The organism is Levilactobacillus sp. HBUAS70063 (assembly GCF_038374745.1).
Classification (GTDB): domain Bacteria; phylum Bacillota; class Bacilli; order Lactobacillales; family Lactobacillaceae; genus Levilactobacillus.
The window spans coordinates 331,551-354,677 of sequence record NZ_JBANSM010000004.1; the positions used below are offsets into that span (position 1 = coordinate 331,551).

The 23,127-nt window shown below is 51.0% G+C and carries 22 protein-coding genes; 15 read left to right on the forward strand and 7 right to left on the reverse strand.

Going from position 1 to position 23,127, the window contains the following annotated elements; genetic code table 11:
• Positions 1–239: 239 nt before the first annotated feature.
• Positions 240–5,231, forward strand: coding sequence for a phosphodiester glycosidase family protein (locus tag V8I28_RS08375; RefSeq protein ID WP_341779659.1), 4,992 nt, complete (start codon positions 240–242; stop codon positions 5,229–5,231).
• A gap of 187 nt (positions 5,232–5,418) precedes the next feature.
• On the opposite strand, the gene V8I28_RS08380 is transcribed toward V8I28_RS08375, so the two are convergent.
• Positions 5,419–5,934 (reverse strand): YslB family protein, encoded by a 516-nt coding sequence (locus tag V8I28_RS08380; RefSeq protein WP_341779660.1) that lies wholly within the window; start codon positions 5,932–5,934, stop codon positions 5,419–5,421.
• A gap of 185 nt (positions 5,935–6,119) precedes the next feature.
• Between V8I28_RS08380 and racE the strand changes: the two genes are divergently transcribed.
• The 4 genes from racE to cbpB are packed head-to-tail and all read left to right on the forward strand — an operon-like array spanning position 6,120 to position 8,587.
• Complete coding sequence (racE, locus tag V8I28_RS08385) at positions 6,120–6,953, forward strand: glutamate racemase (RefSeq protein WP_341779661.1); 834 nt, start codon at positions 6,120–6,122, stop codon at positions 6,951–6,953.
• Positions 6,954–6,956: 3 nt separating this feature from the next.
• Positions 6,957–7,556, forward strand: a complete 600-nt coding sequence (locus tag V8I28_RS08390; protein ID WP_341779662.1) for an XTP/dITP diphosphatase — start codon at positions 6,957–6,959, stop codon at positions 7,554–7,556.
• 1 nt (position 7,557) lies between these two features.
• A complete protein-coding gene (locus tag V8I28_RS08395) occupies positions 7,558–8,091 on the forward strand; it encodes a metallophosphoesterase (RefSeq protein WP_341779663.1) in 534 nt (177 codons plus the stop codon).
• 7 nt (positions 8,092–8,098) lie between these two features.
• A complete protein-coding gene (cbpB, locus tag V8I28_RS08400; protein WP_341779664.1) occupies positions 8,099–8,587 on the forward strand; it encodes a cyclic-di-AMP-binding protein CbpB in 489 nt (162 codons plus the stop codon).
• A 148-nt stretch (positions 8,588–8,735) separates the two neighbouring features.
• Here cbpB and V8I28_RS08405 read toward each other — a convergent pair whose 3' ends face one another.
• Entirely contained in the window at positions 8,736–9,608 is an 873-nt protein-coding gene (locus V8I28_RS08405) for a mechanosensitive ion channel family protein (RefSeq protein WP_341779665.1), read from the reverse strand.
• 196 nt (positions 9,609–9,804) lie between these two features.
• On the opposite strand from V8I28_RS08405, the gene V8I28_RS08410 reads away from it, so the two are divergent.
• Positions 9,805–10,209 (forward strand): DUF948 domain-containing protein, encoded by a 405-nt coding sequence (locus V8I28_RS08410; RefSeq protein ID WP_341779666.1) that lies wholly within the window; start codon positions 9,805–9,807, stop codon positions 10,207–10,209.
• 22 nt (positions 10,210–10,231) lie between these two features.
• Positions 10,232–10,630, forward strand: coding sequence for a hypothetical protein (locus V8I28_RS08415; protein WP_341779667.1), 399 nt, complete (start codon positions 10,232–10,234; stop codon positions 10,628–10,630).
• 380 nt (positions 10,631–11,010) lie between these two features.
• Here V8I28_RS08415 and V8I28_RS08420 read toward each other — a convergent pair whose 3' ends face one another.
• Together V8I28_RS08420 and V8I28_RS08425 are read right to left on the reverse strand one after the other, a co-directional pair.
• Complete coding sequence (locus tag V8I28_RS08420) at positions 11,011–11,907, reverse strand: LysR family transcriptional regulator (protein WP_341779668.1); 897 nt, start codon at positions 11,905–11,907, stop codon at positions 11,011–11,013.
• Positions 11,908–11,940: 33 nt separating this feature from the next.
• Entirely contained in the window at positions 11,941–12,594 is a 654-nt protein-coding gene (locus tag V8I28_RS08425) for a histidine phosphatase family protein (protein ID WP_341779669.1), read from the reverse strand.
• Between the two features lie 171 nt (positions 12,595–12,765).
• Here V8I28_RS08425 and V8I28_RS08430 point away from each other — a divergent pair, with 171 nt between their 5' ends.
• The 6 genes from V8I28_RS08430 to ptsP are packed head-to-tail and all read left to right on the forward strand — an operon-like array spanning position 12,766 to position 17,762.
• Positions 12,766–13,536 (forward strand): PTS mannose/fructose/sorbose/N-acetylgalactosamine transporter subunit IIC, encoded by a 771-nt coding sequence (locus V8I28_RS08430; protein ID WP_341779670.1) that lies wholly within the window; start codon positions 12,766–12,768, stop codon positions 13,534–13,536.
• 20 nt (positions 13,537–13,556) lie between these two features.
• A complete protein-coding gene (locus tag V8I28_RS08435; protein ID WP_341779671.1) occupies positions 13,557–14,462 on the forward strand; it encodes a PTS system mannose/fructose/sorbose family transporter subunit IID in 906 nt (301 codons plus the stop codon).
• 17 nt (positions 14,463–14,479) lie between these two features.
• Positions 14,480–14,896, forward strand: a complete 417-nt coding sequence (locus V8I28_RS08440) for a PTS sugar transporter subunit IIA (RefSeq protein WP_341779672.1) — start codon at positions 14,480–14,482, stop codon at positions 14,894–14,896.
• A gap of 35 nt (positions 14,897–14,931) precedes the next feature.
• Positions 14,932–15,414, forward strand: a complete 483-nt coding sequence (locus V8I28_RS08445) for a PTS system mannose/fructose/N-acetylgalactosamine-transporter subunit IIB (RefSeq protein ID WP_341779673.1) — start codon at positions 14,932–14,934, stop codon at positions 15,412–15,414.
• 44 nt (positions 15,415–15,458) lie between these two features.
• Positions 15,459–15,998 carry a hypothetical protein gene (locus V8I28_RS08450; RefSeq protein WP_341779674.1) on the forward strand — a complete coding sequence of 180 codons (540 nt, stop codon included), beginning with the start codon at positions 15,459–15,461 and terminating at the stop codon, positions 15,996–15,998.
• A gap of 33 nt (positions 15,999–16,031) precedes the next feature.
• Complete coding sequence (gene ptsP, locus V8I28_RS08455; RefSeq protein ID WP_341779675.1) at positions 16,032–17,762, forward strand: phosphoenolpyruvate--protein phosphotransferase; 1,731 nt, start codon at positions 16,032–16,034, stop codon at positions 17,760–17,762.
• Positions 17,763–17,899: 137 nt separating this feature from the next.
• Here ptsP and V8I28_RS08460 read toward each other — a convergent pair whose 3' ends face one another.
• The 3 genes from V8I28_RS08460 to V8I28_RS08470 all read right to left on the reverse strand — a co-directional run bounded on the left by V8I28_RS08460 (position 17,900) and on the right by V8I28_RS08470 (position 20,368).
• Entirely contained in the window at positions 17,900–18,748 is an 849-nt protein-coding gene (locus V8I28_RS08460) for an SPFH domain-containing protein (protein WP_341779676.1), read from the reverse strand.
• A gap of 12 nt (positions 18,749–18,760) precedes the next feature.
• The gene (locus tag V8I28_RS08465; RefSeq protein WP_341779677.1) at positions 18,761–19,090 is read right to left on the reverse strand and encodes a toxin-antitoxin system HicB family antitoxin; all 330 of its coding nucleotides are present in this window, start codon (positions 19,088–19,090) and stop codon (positions 18,761–18,763) included.
• 180 nt (positions 19,091–19,270) lie between these two features.
• Positions 19,271–20,368, reverse strand: a complete 1,098-nt coding sequence (locus V8I28_RS08470; RefSeq protein WP_341779678.1) for a M24 family metallopeptidase — start codon at positions 20,366–20,368, stop codon at positions 19,271–19,273.
• A 217-nt stretch (positions 20,369–20,585) separates the two neighbouring features.
• Here V8I28_RS08470 and ccpA point away from each other — a divergent pair, with 217 nt between their 5' ends.
• Together ccpA and V8I28_RS08480 are read left to right on the forward strand one after the other, a co-directional pair.
• The gene (gene ccpA / locus V8I28_RS08475) at positions 20,586–21,587 is read left to right on the forward strand and encodes a catabolite control protein A (RefSeq protein ID WP_341779679.1); all 1,002 of its coding nucleotides are present in this window, start codon (positions 20,586–20,588) and stop codon (positions 21,585–21,587) included.
• A gap of 316 nt (positions 21,588–21,903) precedes the next feature.
• Positions 21,904–22,734, forward strand: coding sequence for a hypothetical protein (locus V8I28_RS08480; protein WP_341779680.1), 831 nt, complete (start codon positions 21,904–21,906; stop codon positions 22,732–22,734).
• The last annotated feature ends 393 nt before the right edge of the window (positions 22,735–23,127 follow it).

The window sequence follows — 23,127 nt, forward strand, 5'->3', positions numbered from 1 at the left end:
CTTTCAGATTTATAGAGGACACTTAAAGGAATTTATGAATACGGATACTGTAAGCGCTGCAATATAGGCATATTTATAAACACGTAAAGATTGTGTAACCATCGTGTACAGGGTTGATTAAGTTACCCAAATCAAATGAAAATTCAGGTAAACTTTGCAATGTGCTATTTTACTTTCTGAAAACGGAACGTCGAAATGGCTAATTATTAATTGCAAACCTAGAAAGGAATTTGAGATCGATGACTACCCGAGGAAGACAATTACGCGCGACACTCGCGACGGCTCTGGTATTGATGCCGTTATTAACACCTGTGGCCCACGCCCAGACCAGTATGACCCACCAGGTATTGGCCAGCCAATTAGCCGCAAAAACTAAGACAGAGCCTAAGGAAACTAGAGCTGTGAACGTGGCCCAAAATACCATTGAGCAGACTGGAAATCAGCTGGCTTCAGGAATTGATGAAAAGAAAGTGACCTACAAAAATGCCGTTGGCGATCGAACGGTGATGAACACAGTCTCGGTTGACTTAAAGAATAAGACGACTGGATTGTATGCTGGAACCATGGACGATGGTAAAGACTTTGGCCTGCAAACAGTCCGTGGTGAAGCAAATGCTGCGATTAAGAATGGCCATCAGGTTGTTGCCGGACTCAATGCGGATTTCTTTAACATGGGAAACGGTGAGCCATCTGGAAATGTGGTGAAAGATGGGGTCGAAATTCATGCAGCAAAGGCCGACAGTGGCGAAGCCTTCTTCGGGGTTAAGAAGAATGGCGATCCTATAATTGGTGATCAGGGTCAGTATAATGCAGTGAAGGGCGATCTGAATCAAGCGTTGGGTGGCTTAGGTATCCTCGTGAAGCAAGGCGTTGTTCAAACGGGTATTCACCAGTATGGTGATAACTTTGCTGCGCGTAGTGCCGTTGGAATCCGCAAAGACGGCACGGTCTTCTTTGTCTCTATTGATGGCAAACAATCGCCTTACTCAAATGGGATGACTATAATGGAACTAGCAGAAACCATGAAAGATCAGGGCGCAGTTGACGCACTGAATCTTGATGGTGGTGGTTCAACGACCTATCTTTCGCGAACGCCCGGAGATGAGGGACTAAGCTTAAAAAACAAGCCTTCTGATGGTGAAGAACGTAAGGTGTCGAACAGTTGGTTAATTACAACAACTGAGAAATCGGATCATAGTTTTGATCGGGCACAAGTCTCCCCTAAGGATAGTGTGTATACGCCAAAATCGACCATCAACTTTAAAGCCAAAGGTGTTGATAAGGCCGGCTACAATGCGGACTTACCCACTAATGTCAGTTGGTCATTGGAAGATAATCGGTTGGGTGAGATTGATGCCAAGACTGGGGCCTTTAAGTCGAATGGTAAAAGTGGCGATGTGACGGCCAAGTTGGTCCACGAGGGTAAAGTCGTGGGGCAGGCAACCGTGACGATTGCAATGCCAGATTCACTTACTTTTTTAAATAAAAAGATAAGTTTAAAGACGAACTCGGTTTCTTCGCTAGGAATGACGGCGCGGTACAAGGGTCGCGATGTGGCGCTGAAAGAACACGATATTGATTGGAAATTACCGGCAGAGTTGGGAACGGTCGATGCTCAAGGCCAGCTACATACAGCTAGCAAACATGCCCAGGGGACGATTACAGCAACTGTCGATGGTACAAGCATTTCGGAATCTTTAGAGGTTGAAATTGGCCAGCTACCGGTTGTGCTCTATGATTTCGAAAAAGGATTGGACGATTGGAAAGTCAGCGGTTCTGGTCGTGGAGAACAAAATAGCCTTGATCTCGCAAATTCAGAAAATGGTCAAGTTCGCTTCGGTGATCATGCACTGGAGGTTAAATTTGATTTTACAACTGGTCAGAAGGAAACTACTCTGGGAGCTTATGCGGGTCCAGATACTAAAAAAGATATTCCAGGGGCGCCAACTGCGATTGGAATGTGGGTCTATGCAACGCCTGAGGCCCAAGGTTATTGGCTGAGAAGTCAGATTTATGATGGCAAAGGAACGGCTAAGCCACTTAACTTTACGGATCAGAAGACGGGAATTGACTGGACTGGCTGGAAATATGTGGAAGCGCAAATTCCAAAAGATTATCAAGGACCATACGCAACATTTCCTAAGCAGGTCGTTCGAATGATGGCCTTGAAGTCTGGAGAGGAAAATGGTTCGCCACAAACTAAGGGAAGCATTTTTGTCGATAACATTCGTGCGGTTTATGGTGCTAACGTTGATGACCTGAAGAGCCCAATTGTAGATAGCATTTCCGTTGATGGGAAAACATTTACGGATAATGCGCCGACAATTACGACCAAGATTCACGATGATCAAAATGATCCAAACATGTCTGGTATCGATTGGGAACGAAATAAGATTTATGTTGACGGTCAGGATTTAACGGACGACAGTAGCAAGTATACCTTCGATCCGGACGGTACCTTTACGCTAAAGGGTTATCAGTATGCTAACGGAACTCATCACGTAAAGGTGGTTGTTTATGATAAGTTTGGTAACCGAACGGATAAAGATGCTTACTTTGATGTTCAGACCAATAACCAAACTGGGATTCATTTGGACCTTCAAAATAAGTCAGTAAAGCTAGGGGGGACGGCCGAATTTAATTTGGTTGCTGAGAAGTTAGCTAATATCAAGTCGGGTGAGTTCACGATTAACATTGGCAAGGGCTTCCCAGTCAGAGATGTTAAATTTGCCAAAGAGTCTAAAGACAATACCTACAATTATGATAAAGATACTAGCATTTTGAAGCTACAAATTAAGGACAATAGCGGAACAAGTACTAAGACTGCGGCAAACGTGTTAGCTCATGTTATCGTAGATGTTCCCAATGAAACTGAGGCGGACGCCAAACTTAATTTGCAATTAACCCGCGGGACGGCTGAATTCGTGAATGTCGAGAATGCTGATATGCTTAGTTCATTTGCCTCTAAACCCATGAACATCAAGGTCGAAGCTGCTTATCAAGTGAAGCTGGGACAGATGATCGTTAAGGAACCGGGCGAGTTAACGGTAACCGACGATCAGAAAAAGCCAGTTGCCGATGCAGTTATTACGATGAAAAAGGGAACTGAGAAAGCAGTTGAAGTGGGTAAGACAGATTCCCAAGGACGTCTTAAGAGTGACAAGTTAACCGCCGCATCCGGAAAATTTGTACTGTTTGTCCAAAAAGGGACTAGCAGTAACTTCCCGACGCATGCACAGGCTTTTGATGCCGCCAAGTCGGAGACACCATCAAACTTGTTAGCGGGCTCAACGCAAGATCCGATGACGCAAAAGACGATTACTTGGTTTACGAATCCAATTGTGGGCAAGCAAGAAGCGATTATGCAAGTGGCGCCGACTAAAGACTATAAGGATAAGAAGGAGGCAGCCTTTAAGGATTATAAAGGTGAGCAGAAGACTTTCACCTATGTCAGCGATAGCAAGGCCATCCGTGTCAACAGTGTGACGGCAAAGGGCTTGAAGCCGGGAACTGAATATACTTATCGTGTTGGAAATGGCGAGAAGTGGTCAGAGCCCCGACAGTTCAAGACGTTAACGGATAGTAAGAATCTAACGTTTAATATTTTTGGCGATACGCAAGTCGGTAAAGAGTCGGAGTTGGCCGATTTTGATAAGATTATTGAACGGCTAGAAACGCCGGAGCATCGGCCTGACTTTGCGCTGCATGTTGGAGACTTCAACGATGATCAGGCAGTCTTCAATGAAGCTGATATCACTTCGCAGATGTTTAATAAACATCCAATTTACGATTCTTTAGATATGATTCACGTCCTAGGAAATCATGAATATATGGGAGATGATGGTAGTAAGGCAACGGCGATGCTTGGGACACCAAGCCACAATGGTGCACCAGTTAACCGAAAGGGAACTTTCTCGGTGGACTATGGCAATATGCACATTGCCTCGTTGGGGTGGACCAACAATGCTGATGAAATGAAGCAGGAGTTGGATTGGCTCCGTAAGGATATGCGTTCTTCTAACAAAACTTGGAAGATTGTTGCAACTCATCAACCGCCTTACAACAAAAACCCTGCAGATTCAGAATCAACGATGTTTCACAAGATGCTGCCACCGGTTTGTGATGAGCTAGGTATCGATGTCGTCTTCAGTGGGCATGATCATTCTTATGGTCGGACGCGCAAACTCTTTAACTACCGGGAGAGCCACACTAAGGGAACAACGTATCTAGCAGCGGGACACACGGGGGATAAGACGTATGATATCTTGCCTAATGAGCCCGACGCATGGCAATATTTGCAGTCCGATAAGCACCAAAAGGTTTATTTGACGGCAGAGGTTCACGACAAGAAAATGAAGATTATTACGCGAGATCCAGACGGCAAAGAGATTGATTCCGTTGAATTAACCGCGAATAAGTATGCCCAATCCGGACCTAGTGGCAATTACGGTCAAGGTGGTAGTGCTGGAATGACTCAGCCTGACGGTAACACTGGAAGTCAGACTGGGGACAGTCATCCAACCACGCCAAGTGACAACAAGCCAACGGCACCGGCGAAGCCGCACGGACCATCACTTCCGAAGATGGTTACCGCTGTGAAAGGGATGGTTCTCTACCGCAAGCCAGATTTTTCTAAGGCTAACCAGATTTTAGGGTATCGTTATCAACCGCAGATGCACCAACCACAGTTTAAGGTCTTAGGAACGGCTAAGTCTAAAGCGGGTCGTTTGCGCTACCATGTTCGAGATGTGAACAAGAAGTCTAAGAGTTATGGTCAAACTGGCTATATTACCGCCAACGCCAAGTATGTTCAGCCGGCTGAATACAGTAAGACTGCCAAAACGATTACTGTGATCAACGTTCGTGGTTTGAGCGCCTATAGTAATGGTAAGTTGACCGGTAAGGCTAAGCACCATTATCGTCAAGGACAAGTCCTCAAGGTGAAACGAATTGTTCTTCAGAATGGTCATTACAGCTTCCAGCTGACCAATAAGAAGTACGTGTCAGCTAATAAGCAGGATGTGCAGACGGGTAAGCATACGGTGCCTAGGCAGGTTACCGTAAAGCAGGGTATCAATCTCTATCGTGACGTTAACTTCAAGCATAAGCGTCACCATATTGCAGCGAAAACTGTGCTTAAAATTAATGGCTGGGACTATTCAAATAATGGCGTTCGTCATTATAAAGTTTCCGGCGGCTACATTACGGCCAGTCGCACGTTAGTCAAGTAAATCAGTTAGAATAGATTGCCAAAAGAGTCATTACGTCTGTAGTGGCCCTTTTCGCAGTACTTGCTAGTCATTCCCGAACCGCAAAAAAACGGCCACCGCGAAATCTCGCGGCAGTCGTTTCATCTTAATTGCGTTGATTAAGTAAACACACGATCGGCCACGCCTAGTCATCGTCGATCGCCGATACCTATTTAGCCGGTTCGTCGGGCACGTCTGGTTTCACCAGCTTCAAGGGTTCCGGGGCGTCGTATTCTTGAATCACATCGGTGGGGTCCGTGTAGACGGCGAAGGTCACGGCCCGGTCCTTTAGCTTCCGACTGGTGTCGATCAGCTCCGCTTCGGTGACCACGCCGAGTTGTTGGGCCATCATTTCGGCGAGAAATCCCGCCTCCAAGGTGAAGTCGGTGTCGCCCTCGACCTTCAGTCGTAGCCGGACGGGATCGCCGCTGAGCTGCCACTGGGTCATCTGCGCCGTCTGCTTTTCAAGAGTCAATATCCCGAAGCCGACCTGCTGGAAGAAGACCGCCGCATCGGTGGGATTGCCAATGGGGAAGCGGCGGGCCAGTGACTTGCCGGCCCAATAGCCGATGGCGCCCTTGTCCTCACCAAGCAATTCGGGAATGAGGGCGTCACGAAGGATCATCTGGGGCAGGTACGGGGCCCCGGCAGCATCGTTCATGACGGTCTGGTATAAGTTTTTCAAAATAGTTGGCTCCTTTGTCCGAATTATATTCGCTTTCCATTATACCTTAAAAAGTGGGCAACTTTGAGCTGGCGAGAAATTTAACGCTTTTTTTACGGGTCGCGGTATTTTCTGGCAAGAAACTTGAATCCGCTTCATAAAAAGGCGATAATATAGTTTCAAGTAACTGAGAGGAGCGTTGATTCATGCAGAACAGTCCAATTGGATTAATGGATTCAGGAGTCGGCGGCTTAACGGTATTAAAAGAGGTTCAGCGGTTGCTGCCTACCGAAAAGACAGTATTTTTGGGGGATCAAGCGCGCTTGCCTTATGGGCCACGCGATGCGGCGGAGGTCACGACCTTCACCCGACAAATTGCGGCTTTCCTGCGGCAACGGGCCGATATTAAGATGTTGATTATCGCCTGTAATACGGCGACGGCGGCGGCCCTGAGCACCATGCAACGGGAACTCACCATCCCGGTCGTGGGCGTCATTGCTCCCGGTGCACGGTCGGCGGTCCAAGCCACGAAGAACCATCGGATCGGGGTCATTGCCACCACGGGAACCATCAAGAGCGACCAGTATCGGCAAACGATTCTGACGAAGGACCCGAACAATCAGGTGTTCAGCCTGGCTTGTCAGAACTTTGTGGACTTGGTGGAGGCCAACGATTTGGACTCGGACCACGCCCGCGCCGTGGTGCGCGCCGGTTTGGCACCGCTACAGGACAGGAACATTGACACGTTGGTCATGGGCTGTACGCATTTTCCGTTGTTACGGCCGTTGATTCAAGACGTGATGGGGCCTGCGGTAACGTTGGTCGATCCTGGCACGGCGACGGCCAAGATGGCCACGTCGTTGCTGGACTATTGGGACTTAGCCAATCCGAGTGGCGTTGCCCATCCCGCGGCCGTCTACTACACCACGGGCGATGTTGACCGTTTCAATAAATTAGCCGATAATTGGTTAAAGGAGACACCAGTTCGGGCGCACCAGTTGCCCGTTGCAACGTTAACCCAAACAACGGAGGTTGGATAACGAATGGAGAACACAATTGTCATTGCCACCAAGAACGCCGGCAAAGCGCGGGAGTTTCGGGCAATCTTTGAGCCCAAGGGCTTGACCGTCAAAACCTTGGCGGACTTTCCAGATTTAAAGCAAGTGGCCGAGACCGGCAAAACCTTCACGGAAAATGCCACGCTCAAGGCCACCGCGGTCGCCCAAGAGACCCAGTTACCCGTGTTGGCGGATGATTCCGGCCTGATGGTCGATGCCCTCAACGGTGAACCGGGAATCTACTCGGCCCGTTATGCCGGCGATCACGATGACGCCAAGAACAACGAAAAGTTACTGGCCAATTTGCAAGGCGTTCCGGCTGAGAAGCGCGGGGCAGCCTTTCACACGTCGTTAGTGCTGATTAAGCCTAACGGGAAGAAATTGGTCGCGACCGGTGAAGTTCGTGGCGAGATTCTCACGGCTCCACGAGGACACGATGGTTTTGGCTATGATCCGTTGTTTTACGTACCAGCCGAGGGCCTGACGTTTGCCGAGATGGGACTGGCCATGAAGAATCAACACAGTCATAGGGCGAAGGCTACGGCGGCCATGTTGCCGCAGTTTGACGCCTGGTGGGAGGCTTAAAATGAGTCGTTGGTTAGTGATTAGTGATAACCACGGTGATCGGGAAATCTTGCAGCGCCTGCGACAACAGCTTCAGCCGGATGCCGTCTTTCACTGCGGCGATTCGGAAATGGCGGCCGATGATCCGTGGTTCCAGGACGTTTACGCGGTCCAAGGGAATATGGACTTCGATGATGGCTTTCCGCGGGTCGTCACGCCACGCATTGACGGTTGCCAAGTGTTACTGACGCACGGGCACCACGACCACGTGAACTGGGACTTGACGCAATTGAAATTGCGCGCGGACGCGGCTCAGGCTGAGGTCGTCTTTTATGGTCACACGCACCAACTCGCCGCGGAAATGGTGGGTGGTCACCTGTTCGTCAACCCGGGGAGCATCAGTCAGCCGCGAGGGGCATTTCAACGTCTCGGGGGCACCTGTGCCGTGCTGACCGTGACCGCTAGCCAATGGGTCGTTCAATACGTGACGCGGGATGGGCAGCCCGTGCCAGATCTAAAATTTACCTTTGCCCGCTCAGAGACGCAGAAAGGATGAACGAGGCATGATTGATCCAGCCGTTGAGCAGATGTTACTTAAAGATCCGAAGAGTTACGTGATTTCAGCGGACGTGGTTGCCAACGTCACGGCAACCAATACTTTGGAACACGCCTTTATGGTCCTCTCGAAGGTCGGATACAGCCGGATTCCGGTCCTCACGCCGGATGATCGGTTGCAGGGGATGATTTCGCTAGCTGCGATTTCGGAATACCTGCTGCACGTGCCCGGGGCCGCGGTGGAACAGCTGAGCCGCTATACCGTGGCGGATGCCATGTTACCGGTGAATCGGTGGGTCAATGACCCGACCAAGTTAGAAACGATTTTAAACTACTTAGTGGATGAGCCGTTCATTCCATTGGTGGATGAACAGAAGGTCTTTCAGGGAATTATCACGCGGCGTGAATTGCTGAAACGGATTAATTTCTTGGCGCACAACCTCCACAAATATTATGATGTCACGGCTAAGGAACCGGTGGCCGACCAGAAACTCTAGCGGTCGGCCCCGTTTTGGCCAGAAAAATAGCGACTGAATCCTGATTTTAAGAGGATTCGGTCGCTATTTGCTTCTATTGCGAAATTGACGCCACTTATGCGCAAACGGCCCAAATAACCGGGTCGCGCCGATCGCTAAACGCCCGGAATTATTTGCCGGTCGGCATCGTGGCGTGGGTTGGCAGTTGGATGCCTGCCTGACGAATCGCCTTGAGGTAGGCCGTCAGGAAGGTCGCCTGAAGGGTAAATTGGCTGCCGCTCTTGCAGGTGAGGCTGACCTGAAAGACCAGCTCGTTGGGCGGCAGGGTGACCACGCCGGTGATGAGGGGCGTGCCAATCACGTTAGGGTGTTGCGGCAGTAGCTTATCGTTGACCGCTTGAATAATCTCGGGTAACTTTTCCACCGGCGTCGTCGGCGCAATGGGGATGTTCACCAGCGCATGCATGTTGTTGCGTGACCGGTTGGAGACGATGGTAATGTTGCGGTTGGGGATGAAGTTCAGGGTGCCATCCGCGCTGGTCACCTGTGTGGTGCGCAGGCCAATCGACGTGACGGTGCCCTCAATCGTCCCAATCTGAACGACATCGCCCACATCGAGTTGTTGTTCCAACAGGATTGAGATCCCGGTGACCAGGTCGCTCACGAAGCCTTGGGCCCCTAGCCCTAAGGCCAAACTGAAGATTCCGGCACCGGCAATCAGGGTTCCAACCGGCACGCCTAGGGTCGAGAGAATGGCGTAAATCCAGAAGAACAGGATGGTGTAGTGGAAGAGGTTCATGGTGAGCATGCTAATGGTCTGCAGCCGGTTGCTGGGCCCGGATTTGGGCACGAGATACCGTTTAAAACTGCGCCGTAAAATAAATTTTCCCACCACGTTGATGGCAAAGAATAAAACCGTCAAGAAGAGGAGGGAGAGAAAACGACTTGTAATTAAATGACCAAACTTCTCCCAGTCGAAAGAACTGACATAGTTCTGAAACCACTTGGAAGAAGTGGCCGTGGTGGCAACTAAATCCGTCAAGAAACGCGTCTCCTTTAGATAGCCAGAATTGCGGTCCAGCCACAATTCTAGTGAGTTTACTGTCTAGTTTAGCAGATTTTTCACTGGCCGCCCACCTCTGGGTGAGAAAAGCTAATTGGATTTGGGGTTTTAATTGCACCGAACCCCTGAGAATGCTATTCTATTGGTAAGTAACTGAGTACAAGGAGGGGTTGTCATGACCGGTGGACAAATAGCGGGCCTAATCGCAGCGATTGCGTTTTTGATTCTGGTCCTCTTCATTGGTATGTTCTTAGTCAAGATGAATAAAACGTTGGGTGAGGTTAACAAGTCGGTGAAAACGATGACGTCTGATCTAGATGTGATTAGTCACCAGGCTGAAAATATCATGGCCAACGCAAATGAGCTATTGGAGGACGTTAACCAGAAAGTCGCTACCATCGATCCAGTCTTCCAAGCCGCAGCCGATTTGGGTGAAAGTGTTTCCGATTTGAACACGGCCACACGTCATTTGACGGACCGGGTCACCGATACGGCAAAGCAGACGGCCAAGACCTCATTGGCGGCCAAGGTCGGCAAGACGGCCTTTGACCTCTACAGAAATCATAAGAACAAAGACTAATCACGGAAAGGGAGTCATAAGTATGGCAAAACACAAGTTATTAGCAGGATTATTAGTTGGTGGGGCAGCATTCGCAGCCTATCACGCCCTGGACTTGGAACAACGTGAAGCATTGAAGGACGCCGCACGTGACCGTTACAATGCTTTCAAGGACCGCGCCGTTGATTACGCCTTTTACGCTGCGGACGCCGCAGATGATTTCAAAGAAGCCTTAAACGATAAGTTAGAGGCCAAGAACGATGCGCCCGCTTGGAAAACGGTGCCGGACGAAGTAAACGACGAACCAGCCGATGACATCGTCTTGAGTAGCGATCAAGTGGCCGACTTACCGGATGACCAACCGGATGCCGACAGCGACAGCAGCGATGCTGAAACGACCGCGCCGTCCGATGAAGACCAACCAAGCGACAGTGCAGAATAATTGAGCTAACGACTACGTCCAGTGCGTGGCCGTTTTTTTTAATCAAAATCGCGGGTCACTTCCGATGAAGGAGGTAACCCGCGATTTTTGAATGTTAGATAAAGGTTGAAAGGAGACTTAACGTGTTGACCCGTAGAGCGACCGTATTCTGCCCACCAAAATTAGTGAGACCAGAGCCCCGTGCCTGCCAGAGATGGGGAATCTGGGAATCTTATTAACCCAACACGAAAATCAGTCGCAACCTAGGTTTGAGCCGCTGGTTGCTGGCCAGCCCATCTGGCGCGAACGATAGGCGACAGCTAGAACTGGGGCATCCGGTAGCCGCAAGCTAGGCAGAAAACTATCATTCGATCGTCGAGTGTGGTAAGGTGTGGCCAATTCTAGAAGAAAGCTTCGTTCTGCTGGCGTTTGAACAACTCGGACTGCAACTTCACCGCCAGCTTCTTGGCCTCCGGCGCATTGATCCGCTGCGGCCGGCTGACCGCGACTAAGGGAAGAACCGGTGGCTTTTCCAACAGATGGAGCACCCGCAGCGGCTGACCATGTTTGAGGAAGAACTGGGCCATGGATTCCGGAATCAAGGCCCAGTTTCGGTCGTTCACCAGATATTGGGGCACCATCAGGCTGGCATCCAGCTTAACGAATGGCGGAATCTTATCTTCCCAACACAGCATGTGCCACTTTCGATAGCTATCGTTATAGGGAATCATGACCTCATCGTAGCGCGAGAGCATGGTGGTCCCTACGAAATCCGGGTAGGCGCTATTGGGATTGGTGACCAGGACCAGCCGTTCTTGGCCAATCTTACGGGTTTCGATCTTATGCCGGGTGGATTCGACAAAGGAAAAGCCGATATCGGCCAGATCGTTATCAATCAGGTCGTAAATATTCAAGTCATCAGTGGTTTGAATGCTGAAGCGCAGGAGCGAATCGTCCAACAGGGTGGTCGGGGCAATTTCCGAGAGAATGGCGGTATTGATGTCTAGCGAGGTGGCTACGCTTAAAACGTGGTAGTCGCCCATCTCCTTGAGGCTGTCTACTTGGTCATTCAGCTGAATCCATTGGCGGGCAATTGGTACAAGGCGTTCACCATACCGCGTCAAAGAGATCGTATTATTCCCCTTGACCCGGTTGATCAGCTTGACGCCCAGCAAGCTTTCCATCCGATGTAACCGGTTACTTACGGCGGCTTGTGTAATGTATAGAGAATCTGCAGCCTGCGAAATCTGCCGGTATTCTACAATTTTTAAAAAGGTCTGCAAAAGCTCTGAGTTCATGAGTCTATCTCCAATTTCTACTAAAAAATGCGGCTAATCGTCAATCGTTTGATTATAGCTGATTAGGTTCACGGCGTCGTCGGTTTCCTTAACGATGGAAACACTGCCGTTGCCCGGAAAATTGCCGACGATGTCAATTCCTTGGTGGTCGGCCAGCGTGCGAATGAAGGTCCCGTGCGTAATCAAAAGGACGGTGGCGTGGTCCGGGCAGGCGGCGTGTAGGACTTCAAAGCCGTGCCGCCACCGGGCAATCACCTGATCGTAGGTTTCGGCCATCTTGGCGGGGTCGGTGTCGTGCATCATCTGCCGAGTCTTAGGAAAGCCGAAGTGGCTGATTAAGTCCTCTTGGCCGCCGTAACCGCTGGCTTGCGCGACCTCACGCCAGGTAGCCGGGGCATTTAAGCCCTCATAATAACCGAAGAAGACCTCACGGAAGGTCCGGTTGGGCGTGATAATCTGCGGTTGCGTGGCCAGCTGTGACAAGATGAGGTCGCGTGTCTGGATAGCGCGGTTAAGATCGGACGAACACACGTAGTCGAAGGGAATATCGCGTAGGTGTTGTCCCGTACTCAGGGCTTGCTGCCGCCCCTTAGCCGTGAGGTCGGAGTCCACCCAGCCCTGCATCCGGTCGAAGGAGTTCAGTATGGTCTCGCCATGGCGGACAACGTAAATCGTGATTTCTGTCATGCTATTTTACCCCCAATATGGTTTGGCTCCATTGTATTCGAAAAAAAGTATATATTCAAGGTTGTAATGAAACCGATTTCATTTATAATAGAGGCAGATGTTTTTACCGGACCGGTAAGAATGATTATCTCTTGTAGCCATTATATTTTATACTTTTGGGAGGCATTTATCATGCATGTGACGTTATCGATCTGGCAAGCGTTGCTCATTGCGCTGTGGGTTGCCTTGGTAGAATCACGAATCTTAGGTTTTTCAACCTTGACCATGCGGTTTAGTCCGTTGATGACCGGGATGATGGTTGGTTTTATCATGGGGGACATTAAGCAAGCGATGATTGTAACCGCTGCCATCCAACTGGTTTACATGGGCTTCGTGGCACCAGGTGGGGCCTTACCCGCCGAACCATGTATCGCAACGGCCATTGCGGTGCCCGTTGCGCTGCTGGGCCACATGAGTCCTCAGGGGGCCATCGCCATTGCGGTGCCCGTGGGGTTGCTCGGAAGTTACCTCTATCAATTCAGATTTTTCCTCAACACCTTCGCGTTGAAGCCAATGGATAAATACGCTAGGGAAGGAAATGCGCGGGGATTAGGGTTTGCCATTATGGGTATTCCAACCTTGATTTCCTTCGCCCTGTTCATTCCGCTGATGTTTATCGCCCTGTACTTCGGCGCACCCGTGATTTCCAGCTTAGTTGCTAACATCGAACACGGGACGTTGATTCACGTCCTGAACAGTGTCGGTGGTGGGCTGGCCGCCTTGGGGATTGCCGTTATCATGCAAGTTATTGGGAAGAAACAACTCTTACCATTCTTCTTCCTGGCTTACTTCATGAGTGTGGCCTTTGCCAAGTTGGACATCAGCATGACGATTTACGCCATCTTCGGTGCCATCTTCGCCATCCTCTACGTGACGTTTACGTCTAAGAAATCGACAAATTAAGGATTAAGGAGGTCAAATCAATGAGTGAAGAAGTAGCTGCAACGAATGCGGACGTTCAAGCACCAGAGGACGCCCAAGCAGAAGAACATCGCATTCCACAACCCGATAAAATTACCAATAAGGATTTAATGAAATCTTGGTTCGGTTGGTGGTGGGCCAACGAAGTCCCACATACCTTTGACCGGATGTTGGCGCCAGCCTTTTGTTTCGGACTGATTCCAACCTTGAAGAAACTGTACAAGGATAAGGCCGAATTGGCCAAGGCCTTCCAGCGCCACCTGTTATTCTTCAACACCCAAGCGACTTGGGGTGGGGGAACCTTAACCGGGGTGACCATCTCCCTGGAAGAAGCACGGGCCAAGGCCTTAGCAAATGGAGAAGAACCCATTTCGGAAGACATGATCAACAACACCAAGGTTGGGCTGATGGGCCCGCTGGCTGGGATTGGGGACTCCATTGACTCTGGGACCGTTCAGTACATTTTCATCGCCATCTTCCTGCCATTCGCCCAGAAGGGGAACTTCATGGGGGCCTTGCTGCCATTCCTATGTTTCGCGATTGCCACCTTTACTTATGGTTATTACTTCACGAAGATGGGGTATTCCTTGGGTCGGGCAGCCGCCAAGGAAATCATGACTGGTGGCCGAATGGCCGGAATCATTGATGGGTTAGGGGTCCTCGGGCTTTACATGATGGGGATCTTAGCTGGTCAGTACATTAAGATTCAAAGTTATCTGAAATTCACGATTAGTAAAAAGACGTTCGATGTCCAAGATATTTTGAATACCATCCTACCGGGGATTCTGCCACTGTTTGCCGTCCTGATGCTGTACTGGTACTTCCAGAAGCAAGGCCTCAAGATTACGCGTGGTTTGATCTACTTAACCATTGCGTTGGTTGCACTGAGTATCTTCTACATCATTTAAAGGAGGAATAAGTCATTATGAAACGCGCATTCTTAGTGATTACCCACGGCGACATGGGGGTTGAAACGGTAAAAAGTATGGAATTATTGATGGGTCCCCAGGAAAATGTGAAGGCTTTGGGCCTCCATCCCGGTGAATCGGTTGATGATTTGCGGACAAAAGTTTATGATATTTTACAAGCCAACGAAGCCGATTACGATGAAACGGTATTGCTAGTCGACTTACTAGGTGGGAGTCCATCTAACGTGTCCCTGTCAACCTTAGCCAAGTATAACGACATGAAGATCGTGACCGGGCTAAGCTTGCCGTTACTCGTCAACATCCTGAATTTCTCTGATGCTCAGGACGATACGTCTAAGCTGATTACGGATTCCATCGGTGTGGCGACCGAAGGCATGAAGTTAATCGACAAGAATTTCTTACACCAATCATAAATTGTGAAGTACGTTAAAAATGGAGGATGAATATTATGGGACAAATTAATTTAGCACGGGTTGACGATCGGTTGATTCACGGTCAAGTGATGACCAAGTGGACCAAGGGATTTGGCACCAACTCAGTTTACGTCGTGGATAACGCCACGGCAGCGGATGACTTCATGAAAGACATCTACGTCAGCACCAACTCAACCGGTGGTTTAAGTATCAAGGTTTACAGTGCCACCGAAGTTGCCGAAGAATGGAAGAAGAACCAATTTGGCGACGATAAAGTTGTGATCGTTTTCAAGTACATCAAGGAAGTTAAAGAAGCCTTGGATGCCGGCTTGGAATTAGACGAACTCAACGTGGGTGGGGTTTCTAAGAAGGCCAACACCAAGTTCGTTATCCCAACGGTCGCGATTGGCGATGCTGAAAAGGAACTTCTGAAGGAATTTCACGACAAGGGTCTGGAAATTTACTTCCAGACGGTGCCCGACTCCAAGCGCGTAGAATACGACTCAGCAATCAAGTAACGCTTGGCGGTGAGTTAGTTCACAAATGATTTGAGGAATTGATAATGAAAGATGCGTACGAAGTTTATCCCAGTCGCTTAAGAATTTACATGACCACGATCGTCTTTGTTCTGTTCGGTCTCGCCATCTGTGGGGTGGTCTTTACCGGCACTTGGCTGATCATGAAGATTGTGGCGGTGGCCTTTGGCTTACTCTTCTTCTATGCGGCCTTTGAGACCGCCAAGAAGGGGTTGGGCAAGCAACCGGACTACATCTTTGATGATCGCGGGATCACGGATAACACGCAGGATCCGACCGTGGTGGTGCCGTGGGCGGATATTCTGAAGATTGAAATGACGCCGAACAATGCGGTCATGCAGATTGGTATTCTGGCGCGTAAGACCGTGGTGAGCCAAGACGAGAAGAACGTGGTCTTAGCCCGCAATCTCGTCAGCAACGGGAATATCGCCTTTTATTCCATCATGATCGACGGGTTTAAGTTCCGGCAAAAGCAATTTCTCAATATCTTTGAAGAACTCCAACGCCAAGGAGTGAAACACAACCCAAGTATCCTGGTCAACAAGGTGCTTGAGAAGAAGCGCTGATGACGGACTGAATTACCCGAGGAGAAATGATGTATGTCGACGAAAATTACAGGAATTGCGGCGAGCGATGGGATTGGCATCGCGAAAGCCTACACGTTAGTTGACCCAGATTTAAGTTTCGAAAAAAAGACGGTGACGGACCCGCAGGCTGAGATCGATCGCTTGGCGGCGGCCCGTAAGGTCACGATCACCGAACTGGAAGAGATCAAGGCCAAAGCGCTCGAAAACCTAGGCCCGAAAGAAGCCGAGGTCTTCGATGCCCACCTGGCCATGGTCAATGATCCCGACTTTATCCAACAGGTTGAAACCGAGATTAAACAGCAAGCCTGCAACGCCGAGGCGGCTCAGCAGGACGTGGCCGATCAATTTGCGGCCATGCTTGCGGCCATGGATGACAACGCTTACATGCAAGAGCGTGCGGCGGACGTCCGGGACGTGACCAAGCGGGTGCTCAGCCACCTGCTGAACCGGCCGCTACCCGACTTGGCATTGGTGGACTCACCCGTAGTCGTGGTGTCTCACGACCTGACGCCGTCGGACACGGCTCAGTTGGACCGGCAGTTTGTCAAGGGCATCCTGGTTGACCTGGGTGGGCGAACCAGCCACTCGGCCATCATGTCCCGGACGCTGGAGATTCCCGCTGTTGTGGGAACCGAGAAGGCCACGGCAACCATTCAGGAAGGCCAGACGGTCATCTTGGATGGTCTGCACGGGGTGGCGTTGGTCGATCCCAGCGAGGCCGAACTCGCGGATTATCGGCAACAAGCTGCCGACTTTGCCGAACAGAAGGCCGTGTGGAAGCAATTGAAGGACCAGCCAACCGTTTCTAAGGATGGGCAATCCTTCATGTTGGCCGCTAACATTGGGACGCCGGCCGATTTACCCGCCGTCCTCCAGTCGGGGGCCGAGGGAATCGGGCTGTTCCGTTCCGAGTTTCTCTACATGGATAGCGACCAGTTGCCTTCCGAAGACACCCAGTTTGAAGCCTACAAGGCGGCCGTTTCACAGATGGCTGGCAAGCCGGTCGTGATTCGGACCATGGATATCGGGGGCGACAAGGACTTATCGTACATGCAGTTGCCAAAGGAAATGAACCCGTTTTTGGGCTACCGGGCCATTCGAATTTCCCTGAAACGGCAGGATATTTTCCGGACGCAGTTGCGGGCGCTGATCCGGGCCTCGGCGTTTGGCGACCTGGGCATCATGTTCCCGATGATTGCCACGCTGGAAGAGCTACGACAGGCCAAGACGATCTTCAATGAAGAGAAGACCAAGTTGGTAGCTGCGGGTGTTCCGGTCGGCGAGAAGATTAAGCTGGGGATGATGATTGAAATTCCTAACGCGGCCATCTTCGCCGATCACTTTGCCAAGGAAGTGGACTTCTTTAGCATTGGGACCAACGACCTGATTCAATACACGTTCGCCGCCGACCGCGGGAACGAGCGGGTTTCCTACCTCTACCAGCCGTACCATCCAAGTCTGCTGGGCTTGATTAACCACGTGATTAAGGCGGCACACCGGCACAACACGAGCGTTGCCATGTGTGGTGAAATGGCCGGCGACCAGACGGCGGTACCGTTACTGATGGGGATGGGCCTCGACGAATTCTCGATGAGTGCGACGTCCGTATTGAAGACGCGGAATCTGATGAAACACCTCGACGCGTCCACGCTGACCGATTTGGCCGAAGCCGCCATTAACGACTGCGAGACCAGCGATCAGGTGCAGGCACTGGTGGAGAAATTGAAGACGCAACAGGGTTAAATTGAATTTCAAGTGAGAGCTTTGGACGGGGGAACCCGTCTGGAGCTCTTTTTTTCTGAAGAGTGGGACCTGAAACGCTAAAAAGCCACCGTTCAGCGGCATTTCCGCAGTGAACGATGGCTTCTGATAATCTTGGGTTAATCCTTCACCTTGGGCAGCGGTGTCTCCGGCGTCTGCAATCCGGCCCGCAAGGTCGCGCCAATCGCGGGGATCTGACCTAAATCGGCGATGCCGTCCTTGGGGACCACGACCACGTTGGCCGGGGACTTGGCGAGGTCGCTGAACGCCGAGATCGACTGGTTCTCGAAGAATTCCGGCGTGGCCTTCTCCAGACTAGAGTTGACCGTGTCGATCCGGTATTTCTCGGCGTCGGCTCTGGTCCTGGTGGCGGTGGCTTGCGCGGTGGCCGTGGCCATCAGCGCGTCGTTCTTGGCCTTGGTGGTGAGTTCAATCGACTTGGCTTCCCCCTCGGCCTTGGCGATCGCGGCAATCCGCTCCCGGTCGGCGGTCAATTGCTTATCCATGGCGGATTGAATGGCCTTCGAGGGGGTGAGTTCGTCGATGTTGGTCCGGTCCACATTGATGCCATAAGTGTCGGTCAAATCACCGATCGCCGTGGCCAGTTCCTGATTAATCTTGGCGGTAGACCCCAGCGCCTGGTTCAGATCCATCCGACCAATGATATCGCGCAGGTGTCCCCGCACCAGCTGGGCCATGGATTCCACGGAGTCCGTGTTCTCGTATTGAAACTTCACGGAGTTGGTGACGTGGTAATTCAGCGTCAGGCTGGCCGAGACATCGGCGTTATCCTTGGTGATGACCGAATAATTCGGCAGGGCAAGGGGCGTCATCGCCAGCTCCACCGTGCGAATTTTCTGAAACCCGGGTAGATAAAAATGGATGCCAGGGGCCACGCTACGTGTGTATTTGCCTAACGTTTCAACTAAACCTTCGTTATTTTGACGCACAATTCTAATGCCGAACATGCTGACTCCTCCTCAGATTTTCTTAAACGTCAAGATATTCCCGTTACTCTCGATGATGGTATATTCTGCGTCGGCGTCTGGGGCTTCCCGCGGCTCCAAAAGATACCGATAGTAAATGCCGGCGACTAACACGAGCCCCGTCTTGGCGTCCAAAGCGGTGCCGGGGACGGTGCGGCCCACCAACTGACGGGTTTCCCAATTCCCCGGTGCCGCAGTTTTCGATAAAATGTTGACGATATACGCGTTGATACTGCGCCCATCGGCCGTTGCGGCCTGTGAAAGCTTTTCAAAGAGGCTTTCGTCCATGCGGAGTAAGAAGCGTTTTTGTTTTTCCTTTGCCATAGTGTGGCCTCCTAAGACTCCTCCCCGAGATGATAGCTTAATAATATCATAGTGATATCACTTTGGCAATCTGATGGCATCACGTGTTTGGAAATGAAACCTAAAAAGCCACCGCTTCCCAAAATGCTGGGGAAACGGTGGCTTCGGGTGAGAGTCAATTTAAGCTATCCGCGGGTAAGCTTAGCCCACGTAGGTTAATTCCTTAGGTGTATGGGTGAATGGTAGGCTCCCATCGGCCGTGACGTGGACACAGTCTTCGATCCGGACGCCGGCGACACCGGGGATGTAAATCCCGGGTTCGATGGAGAAGCACATGCCGGGTTCTAGGACTAAGTCGTTGCCTTCCATGATGGATGGAAATTCGTGATCACTCATGCCCATTCCGTGGCCGAGTCGGTGAATGAAGTATTCGCCGTAGCCGGCCTTAGTGATGATGTCGCGGGCAATCTTGTCGAGTTCGGCGGCGGTTAAGCCGGGCTTGACGGCGGCCTGCGCCGTCAATTGGGCCTCCAGACACACGTCGTAGATTTCCTTTTGCTTAGCGGTCGGAGTGCCCAGGGCAACCGTCCGGGAAGCATCGGAAATGTAGCCGTCGTAAACCGTCCCCAAATCGAAGAGAACCAGTTCGTTATTGGCAAATTTGGTATCGTTGGTGGCACCGTGGGGCTCTGCGGCGTGGGCGCCGGCCTGAACCAGACTGCCGAAGGACATTTCCATAATGCCTTCTTTCATCAGCGCATACTGTAATTCGGCCACGGCGGATTGTTCCGTCTTGCCCGCTTTGACCGCAGCGAAGCCGTGTTCAAAGGCGAAGTCGTCCCATTTACCGGCGATTTCTAGTTTCTTGATTTCTTCTTCGGACTTGATTAACCGCATGTGTTCGATAAAGCTGGTAATGTCCAAGTCGAAGCGGGGACTGGTGAATTGGGCCGCTAAGGCTTCCATCCGGGCAACCTGGAGCTGGCCCTTTTCTAAAGCGATATGTTCTGGATTCACGTGGCGTTGCTTAACTTGGTCGGCAATCATGGCCCAGGGATTCTCGTGGTCCAGGTAGCCGACAACGGGGAACTGCCAGCCGGTTTCCTTGATGACTTCCACTTCCAAGGCCGGTGCGAAAATGAATGGGTCTTGGTCCGGGAAGACGACTAAAGCTAAGACCCGTTCGATCGGGTCACTCCCAAAACCAGTGAGGTATTGGATGGTCTTGGGATTGCTTAAGTACGTCATGCTAGCGTGGTGTTCCGCTGTCCATTGCTGAATTTGTTCGAGTTTCGTCATGAAATCACCCCTTCAATTAATGTCATAAGTATACCATCAAATGGCCTATTTATTTGGGAATATAGGGGTTCTGCCTTGAAAATTCTGTGAAAATAAGGTATTCTTTGATGTGAAAGCGTTTTCACTCTTGCGTCCATGAAAACAATTCTGTATACTGGTCAAGTTGCGTGAAAACGAATGAAAACAAATCAAAACAAGAAAGAAAGGGCTCTCGCTTATGGAAAAACAAACAGTAACCATTTATGATGTGGCGCGCGAGGCGGCGGTTTCAATGGCCACCGTATCACGAGTCGTTAACGGCAATCCCAATGTAAAACCGGCAACCCGGAAGAAAGTTTTGGAGGTCATTGACCGCCTGGACTACCGGCCCAATGCGGTCGCTCGGGGCTTAGCTAGCAAGAAGACCACGACTATTGGGGTGATTATTCCCGATGTCACGAACGCTTACTTCTCCTCATTAGCCCGGGGGATCGATGATATTGCCATGATGTACAAGTACAATATCATTCTGACCAACTCCGATGAAAATGGTGGCAAGGAAGTTCAAGTTCTGAATACCTTAATGGCCAAACAAGTGGATGGAATCATCTTCATGGGGAACCAGGTCACCGACGAACTGCGTGAAGAATTCCGTCGTTCCAAGGCGCCCATCGTCTTGGCGGGTTCCGTGGATGCCGAAAAGACGCAGCCTAGCGTGAACATCGACTACGTGGCCGCCGTTGCCGAAGCGGTTAAGAACCTGATTGACCACGGTAACCAAAAGATTGCCTTTGTTTCCGGCTCCATGGAACAGGCCATCAACCATGATTACCGTTTGAAAGGTTACAAGAAGGCCTTGAAAGACGCCGGAATTGCTTACGACGACAAGCTGGTCTTTGAAACGGATTACACCTATAAAGCGGGGCAATCCCTCGAACCAGCGCTGAACGCCGCCGGGGCTACCGCGGCCTTTGTCGGCGACGACGAATTAGCTGCTGGGGTCATGAATGGGTTGACCGACGCGGGCGTTGCCGTACCGGATGAATTCGAAGTCATCACGAGTAACGATACGAAGCTGACCGAACTGGTTCGGCCGAAGATGAGCTCGATCACGCAGCCCCTGTACGATATTGGTGCCGTGGCCATGCGCTTATTGACGAAATTAATGAATAACGAAACCGTTGATGAAAACACGGTCATCTTGCCTTATGGCTTGATGAAGCGGAGTTCAACGAAGTAGTACCCTGACTTGAAGGCGTGGGACAAAGGGCGATTAGCCGGCTGTCTTATGGCGCACGCTTCAGCTATGTAAAGGTGACGCGAAAGCGCCGGGGAGTTTTTTGAAGTGCTTCATAATTGTTAGACCAAGAAGTCTAGCGATTGTGAGGTGCTTTTTTCATGCCCAGTCTTTAAAATTAAGGCGAGCTTAACGTTTAACGGAGCGGGATGTGCTACAATAATAAGCAATTATGTGCGCTGAATTCGTGGGTTGCCGATTTCAAAGGCAGTGGCGGCGAGTTTAACGCATAAGTTTGGACGAATTGGAGGTGGTGTCGGTGAGCGAAAATACGCGAATGGCCCGTTATCATTCGGCGGAACCGGAAGCACCGCAAGAACCAGAGCAAAACATACCTCAGCCCTACCAACGCCGGCCTGCACTGGCTCGTTGGGTGGCCGTCTTAGTGGTCCTATTTACAGTCACGATTGGCCTAAAGATTACGGTCTTTAACGCCAACTACACGGCCGGCGTCGTCTCGCGGTCGAGTGTCGGCCAAAAGGTGATTAATCAGCTTAACAATGAATTGGAGAGCCTCGGGGTGAGCGGCAGTCCCGTCACATCGGGAATTGCTCAGCCTTATCTGGCTCAGGGAATTGCGCAACTCTACGGGGACACCGCCACGTCGACGGTCGACTCGACGGAGTTGGCCACGGCCATTAGTACGCAGGCCCAGACCGTGGGCGTTACCGCGACCACGGCAATGACGAGTGCAATCGCTAAGGAAGCGCAGAAGGTGGCTAAAGCCACCTTTGCCACGCCAGCGATGACTCAGGCGGCGCTGAAGATTCAAAAGGCCAAGACCTTAGATTTTTGGCTACTGGTGGCGACCGGACTCTTAACCATTGTGACGGTGTTCTACGCCTTTAGCGTGCGTCACGTGATGGCAAGTCTAGGACCGGGTTTGGCATTAGGCGGCCTGTTAACGGGGATCTTGGGCGTAGCCGGCTACTTCTTGTTGCCGACGCTGATTCCCACGGCCAGCGCCACGGTCACGCGGCTGGTGACCACGGTTGGCCGCAGCGGCATCGAGGTTGTCATCTTTGCCGGCGTCGTCGAGATCGTCTTGGGCTTGCTGGTTATGCTGGGCCACCGCACGTTTAGAAAATAAGTTGAAATCAGGCGTTCGAGAATGAATTTCTCGGGCGTTTTTTTGTGCCTAACTAAAGTTGAAAGTAGAATTAACGCGTTTCTTCCCGTAACAACGGTGCTCTATCCACTAAAATTAGTAAAACCAGTGGCCTACGCCTGCCAGGGGTTCCGCCTGCTATGGGGGACACCTTCAGCCTGAGAGGCGGGCTTCCGGTTCGCTTGGAAGCCTTGCTAAAACCCGCAAGTCTCCCAAGTCGCCCCACGCTGTAAGCTGAGAAAATGCCTCAGCTAACACCGTCGACACAGCTGGCTCCACCCCTGGCGATCTCCGGCAGGATGGGTTTATCAGCAACGGCTGAGTTAGTCGTTACGTCGGGTTAGATGTTGGTTGCTGGTTAGCACTTTCGTAGCC